11 protein-coding genes are annotated in these 14166 nt (G+C 64.8%); 8 read left to right on the top strand and 3 right to left on the bottom strand.

Annotated features, from left to right (window positions below):
• Nucleotides 1–407 precede the first annotated feature (407 nt).
• The gene (locus tag D9T14_RS08760; RefSeq protein WP_197720616.1) at nt 408–1175 is read right to left on the bottom strand and encodes a glycosyltransferase family 2 protein; all 768 of its coding nucleotides are present in this window, start codon (nt 1173–1175) and stop codon (nt 408–410) included.
• Nucleotides 1176–1355: 180 nt separating this feature from the next.
• Between D9T14_RS08760 and rfbA the strand changes: the two genes are divergently transcribed.
• A complete protein-coding gene (gene rfbA / locus D9T14_RS08755) occupies nt 1356–2231 on the top strand; it encodes a glucose-1-phosphate thymidylyltransferase RfbA (RefSeq protein ID WP_119160845.1) in 876 nt (291 codons plus the stop codon).
• A 127-nt stretch (nt 2232–2358) separates the two neighbouring features.
• The gene (locus D9T14_RS08750; protein WP_119160846.1) at nt 2359–3561 is read left to right on the top strand and encodes a hypothetical protein; all 1203 of its coding nucleotides are present in this window, start codon (nt 2359–2361) and stop codon (nt 3559–3561) included.
• A 24-nt stretch (nt 3562–3585) separates the two neighbouring features.
• Here the strand turns inward: D9T14_RS08750 and galE are convergent, their stop codons facing one another.
• The gene (galE, locus tag D9T14_RS08745) at nt 3586–4581 is read right to left on the bottom strand and encodes a UDP-glucose 4-epimerase GalE (RefSeq protein WP_119160847.1); all 996 of its coding nucleotides are present in this window, start codon (nt 4579–4581) and stop codon (nt 3586–3588) included.
• Nucleotides 4582–4696: 115 nt separating this feature from the next.
• On the opposite strand from galE, the gene D9T14_RS08740 reads away from it, so the two are divergent.
• The 4 genes from D9T14_RS08740 (at nt 4697) to D9T14_RS08725 (ending at nt 11181) form a co-directional block, all read left to right on the top strand.
• Nucleotides 4697–5368: a glycosyltransferase family 2 protein gene (locus tag D9T14_RS08740; RefSeq protein ID WP_119160848.1), complete on the top strand. Its 672-nt coding sequence runs from the start codon at nt 4697–4699 to the stop codon at nt 5366–5368.
• A 5-nt stretch (nt 5369–5373) separates the two neighbouring features.
• On the top strand, nt 5374–5748 hold the full coding sequence (locus D9T14_RS08735; RefSeq protein WP_126464136.1) for a DUF2304 domain-containing protein: 375 nt from the start codon (nt 5374–5376) through the stop codon (nt 5746–5748).
• A gap of 160 nt (nt 5749–5908) precedes the next feature.
• On the top strand, nt 5909–7957 hold the full coding sequence (locus D9T14_RS08730) for a DUF6541 family protein (RefSeq protein WP_126464137.1): 2049 nt from the start codon (nt 5909–5911) through the stop codon (nt 7955–7957).
• A gap of 209 nt (nt 7958–8166) precedes the next feature.
• Entirely contained in the window at nt 8167–11181 is a 3015-nt protein-coding gene (locus tag D9T14_RS08725; protein ID WP_126464138.1) for a glucosaminidase domain-containing protein, read from the top strand.
• A 161-nt stretch (nt 11182–11342) separates the two neighbouring features.
• Here the strand turns inward: D9T14_RS08725 and D9T14_RS08720 are convergent, their stop codons facing one another.
• On the bottom strand, nt 11343–11852 hold the full coding sequence (locus tag D9T14_RS08720; protein WP_119161940.1) for a nitroreductase family protein: 510 nt from the start codon (nt 11850–11852) through the stop codon (nt 11343–11345).
• Nucleotides 11853–11913: 61 nt separating this feature from the next.
• Between D9T14_RS08720 and D9T14_RS08715 the strand changes: the two genes are divergently transcribed.
• Together D9T14_RS08715 and D9T14_RS08710 are read left to right on the top strand one after the other, a co-directional pair.
• Entirely contained in the window at nt 11914–12606 is a 693-nt protein-coding gene (locus D9T14_RS08715) for an IMPACT family protein (RefSeq protein ID WP_119161941.1), read from the top strand.
• 233 nt (nt 12607–12839) lie between these two features.
• On the top strand, nt 12840–14069 hold the full coding sequence (locus D9T14_RS08710; protein WP_119161942.1) for a L,D-transpeptidase: 1230 nt from the start codon (nt 12840–12842) through the stop codon (nt 14067–14069).
• The last annotated feature ends 97 nt before the right edge of the window (nt 14070–14166 follow it).

Genomic DNA, 14166 nt, shown 5'->3' with positions numbered 1-14166 from the left:
TCGCTCAACTGAAGACCTGGCGGATACTCCACACCGGCTACCGCAGACCCCTTGCACACCTTCCCAGAAACCATCACAGCAGTCACCGCACTAGAATTCCTCAAAAACAGTTTCGAATAACCCTCCAGGGTTCCGGTTGTTACGCAAACAACGCAAGGGCGAACCGGCTCGTACCGGCGCCCGCCTACTCAAACCCATCCGTCAGCTGATCGAATCGATCTTCGACACCACCAAGGACCAACTCGGCCTGGAACGTCACCACGCCCACACTGTCGAAGGCATACACGTACGCATCACCCAACGACTCCTCGCCCTGACCGCGGTCATCTGGCACAACGACAAGATCGGCGCACCCGTCCTACGCTCCCTCACCGCCTACGACCACCAACCACCCCGGAATAGATCATCTAGCCGAGCACGCGCGAGCGAGCGGCATGACACCCTGAGCGCATCCGTGGTCGCCCAAGACCCCGCAGACGGGCGACGCCCAAGCACCTGATGAGCATCCACCGTGAGCGGAGTGCCGGCAGGACTCCCCGCGGCTGTGCCGGTGTCAGGTTGTCGCCGTGGTAGCGGCGCCGGATCGTGCGCTCGTCGCAATGGACGATCGAGCCCGCCATGTTGGCGCACAGGCCGATCCACTGGTCATGGCTCTCGATGAGGAAGTCCGGGAAGGGCAGCAGATATTCCAAGGCATCACGACGAACAGCCATCGCGCAGCCCCAGTAGCACTGCAGGCCGGCCAGCTGCAGGAACAGATTCCACAGGTTGCGTCGCGAATCCTGGGAACGCACGTGCCAGTCCTTGATGAGGAAGGGCCCCGGGATGCGCTCTGGACCGTCGAGTGTCGACAGGTTCGAAGCGACCACTTGGTTCTCCTGGAGGGCTTGCACCATGACACGCACCCTCCCCGGCACCCACACATCATCCTGATCGGAGAGGAACAGGTAGTCACCGCCGGCTCGTGTCAGCGCCTCCTCGAACGTGCGGACATAGCCCTTGTTTTCGTCCCGCGGGAAGACCTTGACCCTCGGATCGCTGATCGACTGCACCAGCTCCACGGTGTTGTCGCTCGAGGCGTCGTCGACGACGATCACCTCGTCGGCCGGCCCGAGCTCTGACAGGATCGACGCGAGCTGGGCCTCGACGAAACGGGCGCCATTCCAAGTCGCCATGCACACGCTCACCCGGCCGGTCATGCCGATGTCGTCTGTGCGGTGGTTGCCAGAGCCACGACCCAGCATCTGCCCTCCTCTTCCAAGACTGCCAACCCAGCATAGTGAAGCCGCTCGGTAGGTAGATTGTGCACAGACAACACAGGCAGATCGCCACGAGACACGGCGCAAGGAGAGCACATGCGAGGCATCATCCTGGCGGGCGGCACCGGAAGCCGTCTACACCCGATCACCATGGCCACGAGCAAGCAACTCGTCCCTGTTTACGACAAACCGATGATCTACTATCCGCTGTCGACACTCATGTTCGCCGGTATACGAGAGATCCTGGTCATCACGACCCCTCAGGACTCGGCCGCTTTCGCGCGTCTGCTGGGGGACGGTTCCGCGTTCGGTATCAGTCTCCAGTACGCCGTGCAGGCCTCGCCGGCTGGCCTCGCCCAAGCCTTCACCATCGGGGCGGACTTCATCGGCGGCGACAAAGCCTCCCTGGTGCTCGGGGATAACATCTTCTACGGTCCCGGACTCGGCACACGTCTGGCCAGCAACACCGACGTCAACGGTGCGGCCATCTTCGGTTACTGGGTCGCCGACCCGCAGGCCTATGGCGTCGTCGAGGTGAACGACAACGGCATGGCGGTGTCGATCGAGGAGAAACCGGAGCGGCCCAAGTCGAACCTGGCGGTTCCCGGTCTGTACTTCTACGACAACGATGTCGTTGCCTACGCCCGGGATCTAAAGCCCAGCGCCCGTGGTGAACTCGAGATCACGGACATCAACCGCCTGTACATGGCTGCCAATCGCCTTCATGTCGAGGTCCTGCCGAGGGGCACTGCCTGGCTCGACACGGGGACCTTCGACTCACTGAACGACGCCAGCAATTTCGTGCGCACCATTCAGGCTCGTCAGGGCCTGCACGTGGGATGCCCCGAGGAGGCCGGCTGGCGCAATGGCTGGCTCGATGACGAGGTCCTGCTGAGGCGGGCGGATGAACTCGCCAAGTCGGGCTATGGGGATTACCTGCGTCAGCTGGTGCAACGGGAGCGCACCGCATGAGCCGAGATCCAGTCACACGGCCCTCAGCGCCGCGGAACCATTACGATATCTGATCGTGCCTAGCAGTTCCGAGACACAAGTTTCTGCGAGCATCGGTCTGAACAAGCGACGGACTACCGGGATCTTGGTGGCATCGGCCTCAGCGGCCGTCTCCACGCTGCTCATCACGATCGTTGCTGCACGCAGCCTCGTCACCGATGGGGACGCAGCCCCCTACGCCTCGTTCGTGGTCTTCTGGTCGTTGCTGTTCGGTTTCTACGGTGTGGTCAACGGCATGTACAACGAGACGACCCGGGCGGTGAACTCCAGGGGGCCGGGTCCGGGTCTCGAGTCGGCCTCTCAGTCCGGTGTCCCGGTGTTCCGGGTCGGGCTGCTCCTGTCAGCATGCACGGCGCTGGCGACCGTCCTTACGTCACCATGGTGGGGGCCCCGTCTCGTGGCCGACTCGATGCCCCATGTCGTCTACCTGGTGGCTGCCGGGCTCATCCTTTACGGTCTCTACCAGACCTGGCTCGGTGCTGCCTCGGGGCTCAATGACTGGCCGGTCTTTTCTTGGCTGATGATCCTAGACGCGGCTGGCCGGCTCGGGTTCGTCATTGCGGCTGCCGTTCTCGGCGCGGGCCTGCTCTGCACCGAGGCCGCCTGTGTACTGGCCAGTCTGACCTGGGTGCTGCTGCTCGTCCCGATGCGCAGGGGTCGGCGCATCCTGCGGGCGCGTGCCGATGTGGGCTGTGGGCGTTTCCTCCACAACTGCCTGCTGTCCATGGTCTCGTCGACCTCCACGGCGATCCTCGTCACGGCTTTCCCGACAATCATCAAGTTGACCTCCCCGGATGAGGAGGCGGGTCTGCTGGCCGGCACGATCACGGCGATCTCCCTGACCCGCTCCCCCATCATGATTCCGCTGCTGGCCTTTCAGGGGGTGGCCATCACGGCATTCCTCAGCCGCCGGGGTAGTTTGATGAGGGCACTCGCCAAGCCCTTGGTGCTCGTGGGAGCGCTCGGCGTGATCTGTGCGGCACTCATGGTCATCGTCGGCCCGTGGGTGCTGCGTGTACTCTACGACCCCTCGCTTGTCGCCACTGGCGCAACGTTCGCGGGTCTCACGCTGGCCGCGGTGCCGCTGGCCTTCATCACGCTGACGGGCGCCGCGACGGTGGCCGCGAGCGCTCACCGGTGGTTCAGCGCCGGCTGGTTCGCTGCTGCGCTCGTGTCGACCCTGCTGATGTTCCTGCCGTTCTCCCTGCCGGTGAGAGCCTGCATCGCACTGTCCACTGGGCCGTTGGCCGGTGCGATGGTCCACCTGATCGGCTTGCACCGGACCGCCTGAGCCCTTTCTTCAGTCACCCGATGCTCAGTAGCCGAGCATCTCCTTGCGCCTGGGCAGCCAGGCCAGGGCGTCACGGATGCCGTCGGCGACGCTCAACCGGGCATGCCAGCCGAGCAGCTCCGCTGCCTTGTCGGTCCTGGCGTAGGCGCCGATGACGTCACCTGGCCGGGCCGGGCCCTCGACGATCCGCAGCGGAGCGCCGGTGGCCTGCTGGAAGGCGTCGGTGAGCTCGCGCACACTCATCGGCCGGCCGGTACCGACATTGACCACCTGGTAGGGCTGCTCGTCGGTGACGAGTTCGTGCAGGTGCTCCAGGGCCGCCACGTGCGCCTGGGCCAGGTCCCACACGTGGATGTAGTCGCGGATGCCGGTGCCGTCAGGGGTGTCCCAGTCGCATCCGGTGATGGTGAACGTGCTGCCCTCGGACCAGGCGTCGAGCATCTTGCCGAGCACGTTCGTGGGGTGCGGGCACTGCTGACCGCTGCGCAGCGCGGGATCGGCCCCCAGCGGATTGAAGTAGCGCAGCGCGACGACCCGCAGCCGAGTGGCCCCGGCCGTGTCGGCGAGCATCTGCTCCATCATGAGCTTAGTCCACGCGTAGGGGCTGTCCGCTGCTGTCGGGTGATCCTCGGCCACGGCGAAGCCGTCCGTTGGGTCGGCGTACACCGATGCCGACGAGCTGAAGACGATGTCGTGCACGCCGTTGCGCAGCATGCCGTTCAGCAGGTCGAGGGTCTTGCCGACATTGTTCTCGTAGTAACGCAGCGGCTCGGCGACCGACTCCGGCACCACGATGTGCGCGGCGCAGTGCACGACGGCGTCGATGCGGTTCTCGCTGAAGACCCTGTCGAGCAGTGCTGCATCACCGATGTCTCCCCGGTAGAAGGTGCGACCGGCACAGAACTCGGCTCGCCCCTCGGACAGGTCGTCGATGACGACGAGCTCGTGGCCGGCGTCGAGGGCCGCCGAGCCGATCGTGCTGCCGATGTAGCCGGCGCCGCCGGTGATGAGGATCCGCATGGGTCAAAGTATCGCAGCAGGCAACCCTGGGGTGCCCGCGTGCCGCGCAACGGCATGAGCACCCGCTGGTAAAATCCCGCCGTGCATGCGTAAGCACCTGATTGGGGGGAGAGCCGTGCCCACTGACGCCTGGCTGGTGGTGCCTCTGTTCAATGAAGGCCCAGTCGTCGGTGACGTGATCCGTGAGGCGCTCGGAACCTTCCCGAAGATCGTCTGTGTCGACGACGGCTCCGGCGACGACTCGGCAGGCATTGCCCGCCGGGCAGGTGCCGTCGTCGTCTCGCATCCCATCAACCTCGGGCAGGGCGCCGCACTGCAGACCGGACTGACCTACGCGCTCCAGGACCGGGCGGCGAACTACTTCGTGACCTTCGACTCGGACGGCCAGCACCGGGTCAGCGATGCCGAGGCGATGGTCGAACGGCTCCGCGCCGAGCCCGATCTCGACATCATCCTGGGCTCGCGGTTCCTGGACGACAAGGTGGAGGCCGGCGCGCTCAAGCGGCTCGTCCTCAAGACGGCGGTGCGTTTCGAGCGTTTCAGTACGAAACTCGACGTCACCGATACCCACAACGGTCTTCGTGCCCTGAACCGCCATGCGGCGAGCACGATCCGGATCCACCAGAACCGCATGGCCCACGGCTCGGAATTCCTGCGCGAGATCGCCACCCACAAGCTCGCCTACCGCGAGCACCCGGTGCATGTGCTGTACACCGACTACTCGCGCGCCAAGGGCCAGTCCCTGTGGAACTCGGTGAACATCCTCTTCGACCTCATGTTCGGGTGAGCATCATGGCCAATCAGATCATCATCAAAGTCATCCTGCTACTCGCCTTCGGGCTGCTGGCGGTGCTGCTGCTCGTGCCGCGCCCCCACACCCGCGGACGGGCGGTGCGGCGGATCATGCTCGTGCTGCTGCTGCTCGCCGCAGTGGTCTTCGTGATCATGCCCGAGTGGCTCACCTCGATCGCCCATCTCGTGGGGATCGGCCGTGGCACTGATCTCGTGCTCTACGCGCTGGTCGTACTCGTCGTGGGGAACATGGTCGCGGCACGGCGCACCGCGATCAGCCAGAACCGTGACATCACGCAGCTGGCCCGGAACCTGGCGATCACCCAGGCACCCGATCCCAACGAACTCTTCGGCTCGGACTCGGACGAGTCATGACCCGGGTCCGGCCCGTGAGCCGTATCGCCGAAAACCATCACGAGACGAGGCAGATCCCCTTCATCGGGCAGGCCGCGCAGGAACCGGAAGGGGTACAGGCCACACATGGTGCGGTCTTGACCGGATCATCACGTATCGAACGAGAAAACCGGAGCCACGGATGACCTGGATCGGTCTGATGCCGCTCACCATAGTGATGATTGCATGGCTGCTGGCTCCCGGCTACGTCATTGGTCGATGCGCACGGCTGGGACGGGTACACGCGCTCAGTGTGGCAGCACCGGTATCCGTTTTCACCATCAGTATCGCAGCGATCCTGGCCGACCGGGCAGGGATTGACTGGGGCCCGGTCCCGGTCCTTGTTCTCACCGCTGTTCTCGCCGTTGTCCTTCTTCTCACGTTCGGCGTCTATGATCATGTGAGAAAAAATCGCCGCGAGTCTTCGCGGGAAGATAGTGCCGCAGGAGAAGCCGTCACATCCTACACGCCGGCCAGAGCCGAGCAGATCAATTTCTCTCCGCCTGAGAGGCAGTTGCCCCGTCCACTTCTATGGATTCTCACCTTCATCGGTTCGGCGGCGTTGACCACCGTCAATCTGATGATCCTGCTGGGCAATCCGCGAAATTTCTCCCAAACCTTCGACAATGTGTTTCACCTGAATGCCGTTCGATGGGTCCTGGAGCACCTCAATGGTTCATCCCTGGCCGTCGCAATGACATCAGGGGACCAGTCGCCGTCGTTTTACCCGATGGCCTGGCACGACACGATCTCCCTGGGTCTGCTCACGCTGCGCTCCTCGGACGCCGCCGCAGGCACGAACGCCGCAATCCTGTCGGTCGGGGCCGTCGTTTGGATTCTGGGTTGCCTGTGTCTCGCGAACGCAGCACTCCACTGCTCCTCACCAGGAGTGGTCGCAGTCGGGTTCATCAGTGCCGGATTCCCCAGTTTCCCATTCGATCCGATCAAGTTCGGCGTCCTCTACCCAAATTTCCTGGGGATTGCGCTGCTGCCAGGAACCATAGCCATCACGATCCAGACACTGGGGCTGGGGACGCGGAAGATCCCCGCCGGACGTGGCCTTGTGCTCTGCACACTCGCCGTCGGCGGCGTCTCGCTGGCGCACCCGAATTCCTTCCTGTCCTACTGCCTTGTGCTTCTTCCGATCATGCTGATCTGGGCCCTGAAACTGGTGAAACAGGGTTGGCACGAAAAGAGCATGCCTGCGACCTGGGGGCCTCCTGCCCTTCTTCTCATCACGACGGTGGCCGTCGTGCGATTGTGGTCGCTGCTGCAACCCGCATTCGATCGCGACGCCTGGCCGCCAACTCAATCAACAGCACAGGCCATCGGAGAGGTTCTCCTGGCCGCCCCGCTGGAAGCGGCCCCGGCATGGATCATCGGTGCGGCTGCCCTGATCGGAACCATTCGGGTGATCACGACCAGACAGCACACCTGGATGCTCGCCTCACATCTCGTCATGACATTCTTCTGGGTGGTCATTTCGGCGTGGGAACTGGGCCCTCTGAGGACTGCCCTCGTGGGAGGCTTCTACAGCGACCCGCACCGCATCGCCGACACTCTTCCGGTCACCATCCTCCCCCTGGCCGCCCTCGGCGCCTCATGGTTCGGTTCGATGCTGTCGTACCGGGCCAAGCGGGTATGGTTCTCGCGAGAGCACCGGGGGACGGCTTGGGTCGATCCACTCCTGATCGCCGTCGAGGTCGTCGCCCTGCTCTACTTCACTCAGTACTCGGGCACGGTACGACAGGCCGTCGGCAAAGGAATCGTCACATACCAGGTGACCGAGGGAGCGAACCTGGTGGATACAGAGGAACTCGCGCTCATCGAGAGAATCCCCGACATGGTGCCATCGGGATCAGTGATCGCCACCACACCGTACAACGGAGCCTCCATGGTCTACGCCCTGAAGGGCACGGCGACCACGACGACTCACATCCATTACACGTGGACCCGTGACGTCACGATCATCAATGAGCACTTGGACGAGGCCGCCACCGATCCTGAGGTCTGTCCGGCTCTTGAACGCTTGAACGTCGACTACGCGCTTGATTTCGGAACCGACGAAGTCAACTCCGGCGCCCGTTCCTCGGACTATCCCGGTTTCGACTCGCTCGCCACCAGTCCCGGCTTCGAGGTCGTCGCCAGTGAAGGGCATGCTGTTCTCTACCGCATCACGGCCTGCAACTGACCCCGCTGAGTCACCCCTCGGGAGGGCTCAACCCTCACCTGAGAGTCAAGACTCCTTCTTGCGACAGGTTGAAAGTTGTCTGAAACTACCGTGGCCCGGTCTCACCCCCGGCAGGGCGAACTTCCCACGAAGCACGAACAAGGAGTTCCATGTCGGGCAGGACAACTCTGCGGCACGGGTGGGCACTGTCTCTCGCAATGCTGGCGGCCATGATGATGGTGGTCTCGCCGCTGGCACAGGCCGACCCCACAGCATCCCCCTCAGACCAGAACAGCGCACAGGCTCAGCCCCAGGACGGCGCCACCGACCAGACCGAGACCACCGAGGACGTCTCCGGCCGGGCCGGGGAGACTCCGACGGAGGGTTCGGAACCGCTCGAGAACGTCGAGACGGCCGAGGCCGTCGTCACCGAGACGAACAGCGCGGGACTCGTCACCTCGACGACCGTCGAGAACCCGTCCGACGAGTTCACCGTCAAGGACCCGGACAACGATCCGAGCACCCCCTCCGAGGCACCGCGTGAGGGCACCGGAGCGGACGAGACTCCTGTGCCGAGCGCCGAGCCGGAGCAGGGCGGCTCAACCGCAGCCGCCGACGAATCGGCTGAGCCCGGTGACGGATCGCCCCAGCCCTCGTCCACGCCGCCGATCCCCGCCGGTGCCCCCACCTCCGATGACGGCACCACTGTCCTGGAGGACATCCAGACAGACAGCGCCGGCGGTTTCTCCATGGTCGGCGTGACATGGGACATCCTGAGCGGCGATGACCTCGGCCTGCACATCCGCACCCTGACGGCCGACGGCTGGAGCGAGTGGTACGAGGTCACTCCGGACCAGGAGGAGACCGAGCAGAAGGCCACCGGCGTCATCTACGTCGAGGACTCCACCGCCGTCGAGGTGCAGGCGACCGGCGCCGTCGGCGCCCGGGCCGAGGGCATGCGGGCCGTGCTCATCGACACCCCGGCCCAGAGCTCCGACCCGAGCGCGGCCTCGGCCGCCGCAGCGGTGAACGGCGAGACCACCACGGGCACCGTCTTGGCGACGAGCGGCTTCGTGCCGCAGCCGAACATGATCACCCGCAGCCGATGGGGCGCCATGGCCCAGGATGGTTGCGAGGCGAACTCCGACACGATCAAGGCCGTCGCAGTGCACCACACCGCCGGAAGCAACAACTACTCGTCCGGCCAGTCGGCGTCAATCGTGCGTGGCATCCAGTACTACCACGAGGTGACGCTGGGCTGGTGCGACATCGGCTACAACTTCCTCGTCGACCAGTACGGCCAGATCTTCGAGGGCAAGGGAGGCGGTCCCACTTTCCCCGTCCACGGCGCCCATGCCAGCACCTGGAACTGGCAGACCGTCGGTGTCAGCCTCATGATGAACTCCAACACGGCGCAGCCCTCGAACGCCATGCTGAACTCCCTGGAGGACCTCATCGCCTGGAAGATCGCCAACAACTACCTCAACCCGCTCGGCACCGTCACGCTCGGCGGCAAGCGGATCAACGTCATCTTCCGCCACGGCGACGTCATGAGTACCGAGTGCCCCGGCACGAACGTGACCCGTCGCATGTCCGAGATCCGCAATGCGGTCGCATCACGGGTGCAGGGCAAGACCTACTCCACCATCTATGACACCTGGCAGGCCAATGGCGGTGCCGGTGGCAGGTATGGCGTCGTCTACGAGATGGAGCATGGTGTCTCGGGCGGGCGGCAGACGAACTTCGCACGAGGTTCGATCTACGCTGCTACCGATGGCACGATCTTCACCGTCGCCAACGGCATCGGTGACAAGTACGCTGCGTTGGGATATGAGCACGGTACCCTCGGGGTCCCCACCGGACCCGAGATCTGCGGCATCAAGGACGGCGGCTGCTACCAGAAATTCCAAGGCGGAGCCATCCTCTGGAGCAACGCAACCGGAGCCCACATCAGCATCGGCGCCATCCGCACCAAATGGGCCGAATACGACTACGAACGAGGACAACTCGGCTACCCCACCACCGACGAGATCTGCGGTATCAAGGACGGCGGCTGCTACCAGAAATACCAGGGCGGAGCCATCCTCTGGAGCAACGCAACCGGAGCCCACATCAGCATCGGCGCCATCCGCACCAAATGGGCCGAATACGACTACGAACGAGGACAACTCGGCTACCCCACCACCGACGAACTGGCCACCGGATCAGGCGTCTACCAGCTCTTCCAGGGCGGAGCCATCATCTGGAGCAGTACGACGGGGGCTCATATCAGCGTCGGCGCCATCCGCACCAAATGGGCCGAATACGACTACGAACGAGGACGCCTCGGCTACCCCACCACCGACGAGATCTGCACCATCAAGGACGGCGGCTGCTACCAGAAATTCCAAGGCGGAGCCATCCTCTGGAGCAACGCAACCGGAGCCCACATCAGCATCGGCGCCATCCGCACCAAATGGGCCGAATACCGCTACGAAAACGGCACACTCGGCTACCCCACCACCGACGAGATCTGCACCATCAAGGACGGCGGCTGCTACCAGAAATACCAGGGCGGAGCCATCCTCTGGACACCCACCACCGGAGCCCACATCAGCATCGGCGCCATCCGCTCCGCCTGGGCCGCCACCGGCTACGAGAACGGGCCGCTCGGCTACCCGACGAGTGACGAACTGGCCACTGAGTCCGGCGTCTATCAGCGATTCCAGGGCGGCGCGATCTACTGGACCGCGTCGACCAATGCGACGAAGGTGATCACCGTGAATGGTTCCGGCTTGACCTCGGCCCAGAAGAGTTATCTGCAGGCGGCGCTGCCGGCCGCCATCGCCGAGTCGCAGCAGTACGGCGTCCCGGTCTCGGTGGCGCTGGGCCAGTCGATCCTCGAGTCGGGGTGGGGCGGGAGTACCCTGTCGAGCCGGTACAACAACTACTTCGGCATCAAGTGCAGCACATCGAGCCCCTACCAGGCCGGTTGCGTCAACATGAACAGTGGCGAGTACGTCAACTCGAGCTACCAGATCCTGTCGAGCAGTTTCCGCACCTACAGCTCGCCGACCGACTCGTTCCTGGATCACGGCTACTTCCTGACGCACAACAGCCGCTACCGGAACGCCTTCAACCACACCAAGAACCCGGATGAGTTCATCCGCCAAGTCGCCTCGGCCGGTTACGCGACGGATCCGAACTACGCGCAGAAGGTGATCAACATCATGACCAGTTACGGCCTGTACCAGTACAACATCTGAGGGTCCTGGACCAGCGGTGTGACGGGCCGGGTGGCCCGTCACACCGCTGCCCACGGCAGGAGCGATCAGCTCGTGACGAACCCGGTGCCGCACCAGTCAGCGTCCCGGGGTCTGGCAGCGAGATCACGCCACCTCGGGAAGGCCTGCCGGGGTGGTCCGGCTCACTGCCAGGGCGTGAGTTCGGAGATATCCTTGCGTTCTCGTCCGGCAGGGCTCAGCCCAGACGCCGCGATGCCCACGGCGAGCATGGTGACGGGCGTCCAGTCCTGGCCGATGCCGAACTCGGTGCGCGCACCCTCGTGGTCATAGCTGGCGAACTGGCGCACGTGCAGTCCCATCGCCTCGGCCTGGACGCTCATATGGGCCACCGCACCACCCAGGTCGTACAGCGCGTAGTCGGGATCGTTGCCCGCACTGCGGTAGGCGGTCAGGAGGAGCGCCGAGGCGCCCAACGCCCAGTCCGAGGCACCCGTGGCCAGTTTCTCAAGACGCTCGTAGACGGGTTCACCCCGGCGCCCCACGACGAAGGCCCAGGGCTGACGGTTCATGGCCGATGGCGCCCAGCGGGCTGCCTCGAGCATGCGATCGATCTGTTCGGCGGACACCACGTGGGTGGGGTCGAAACCCCGCGGGCTCCACCGCTCGGTGAGAAGAGGGGTCATTTCGTTCATGTCCTCACGCTAACCATGCACTGCCCCATGAGTCGATACCTGCCGATGGCAAGATGGGCTCATGCCTGCCGACCGCTACGTCTCCCCGACCGGCCCCAGTCGGCACGAGGTCGAGATCAAGCGTTCGCGGTTCATCGCCTGCATCCTGCCGGTCGTGGACGACGCTCAGGCCCGGGATCAACTGAGTGAGCTGCGCCGTGAGTTCCATGACGCCCGGCACTGCTGCAGCGCCTATCTGCTCGGAGCCGGGCGCGACAGCGCGCACTCCAGCGACGACGGGGAACCCGCCGGCACGGCCGGGGTGCCGATCATGCAGGCGTTGTCCCACCACGTCACCACCACCGGGCAGGCCGACCTGTCGAACGTCCTTGCTGCCGTCGTGCGATACTTCGGCGGCATCAAGCTCGGCGCCGGCGGCCTGGCACGCGCCTACGGCGGGGTCGTCTCGCAGGCATTGCAGCTGGCCCCGATGCTCCTGCACGAGCGCCGCAGCCTGCTCGATGCGCACCTGCCGCCGTCCGACGCGGGCCGGTTCGAGGCCGTGCTGCGCACCAGCGGCCTGGACGTGCTGGAGACCAACTGGGACGACCCGTCGAGCCCGGCGGTGCGCATCGCCTGCCCGGCCGGGACGGTCGAGGAGACGGTCCGCAGGATCGCCTCGCTCACCTCAGGGGCAGCACGCACCGAACCGGCGGGGCAGCGTTGGGTGTCCCGCCCGCTCCCCGTGCCGTCGAGCGCACCGGGAACGGTGTGAGAAGCCACTCAGATCCTTTAAAAATGCTGATTTTTTACTGAAAAGACCGCCCCGTGCCCGCGGCGATTCAGCCATCTGGCTGAACGTTGAATTAAGCAAGGCAGGCACACATCATTTTTGACACACCAGCGGGTTATCATCATTGACGGTGCGTTTGGATTGTCCTGCACCCATGGTGCCCACCCCACCATCATGGCGGGTGGACGCGAGCACGTCGTCGATTCGGAGCCCGGATGCCCACCATTGAGCACACCGACCCGCGCCTCACCCGTCGCGGAATCATTGCAGCAGCAGCGGCCAGCGCAGGCGCCATCGTCGGCCTTGCGGCGTGCGCCGCCGACCCCGAGGACCCGTCCGACAATTCGGACGCCACCAGCTCTCCGACGAGCACCGAGTCCCCCAGCGTCACCATCACCAGCGCACACGGCACCGACGCCGTCCTGCCCGATGACACGCTCACCGTCACCGTCACCAACGGCACCGCAATCGCGGTGAAGGCCACCGGGCCGAACGGGGACACCTACACCGGCACACTCGACGGCGAGACCTGGACCCCGGACCGCACCTTCTGGCCCGAGACCGAGTACACGGTCTCGGTGGACGTCATGAGCCTGCAGAACCAGGAGAAGACCCTCACCCAGAAGATCACCACCGCCTACGTGGACACGCTCGTCTACGAGCCCGCCTACACCTATGGCGATCTCGGCGTGGCAATGCCGGTCTACGTCCAGTTCTCCGACACGATCGAGGATGCCGAGCGCCGTGCCGCCATCGAGAAACAGGCCCACGTCACCGTCACCCCCGAGCAGCCGGGCTCGTGGGGCTGGGTCGAGAACCGCATCCTCATGTGGCGGCCGAAGGAGTACTGGACCCCGGGAACCCGGGTCGACGTCCACCTGGCCTTCGCCGGTGTCAAGGTCAGCGGCTGGCAGTACCTCGCCGACGACACCGACTACTCGATCAGCATCGCCGGCAACAAGGTCGAACTGGTCTGCGACCTCGGGACGCAGAAGATGGACGTCTACCAGGACGATTCACTGCTGCGCACCTGCCCGGTGAGCACCGGCCGCGTGGGGCACGAGACCTACACCGGCACCAAGGTGATCATGCAGAAGTACGACATGTTCACGATGGATTCGTCCACCTACGGCGTACCGGCGGACTCTGCCGATGGCTACAAACTCGAGGTGCCCAACTGCCAGCGCATCACCTGGAGTGGCGAGTTCCTGCACTCGGCCAGCTGGTCAGTCGGCTCACAGGGCGTCACGGCCACCAGTCACGGCTGTACGAATCTCAGCCCGGACGACGCCGCGTGGCTCATGACGGTCACCCACATCGGTGACCCCGTCATCTACAACGGCACCACTCCCGGCGGTACGCAGCTGGCCTTCGAACCGAGCGACGGTATCGGCTGCTGGACCTACGACTGGGAGAGCTGGCAGAAACTGAGCGCGCTGGCCTGACCTGGGCCTGCGCCCGCTGGGCAGACCCGGCGTCCCCCCGAGGGATCACGACGCAGGCATGCTTTTCCCGACAAGATGTGGCGGTTCTCGGTCCGAA

The sequence above is a fragment of the Propionibacterium australiense genome, from assembly GCF_003666605.1.
GTDB lineage: Bacteria > Actinomycetota > Actinomycetes > Propionibacteriales > Propionibacteriaceae > Propionibacterium > Propionibacterium australiense.
This window is presented reverse-complemented; position numbering and strand designations above follow the sequence as displayed.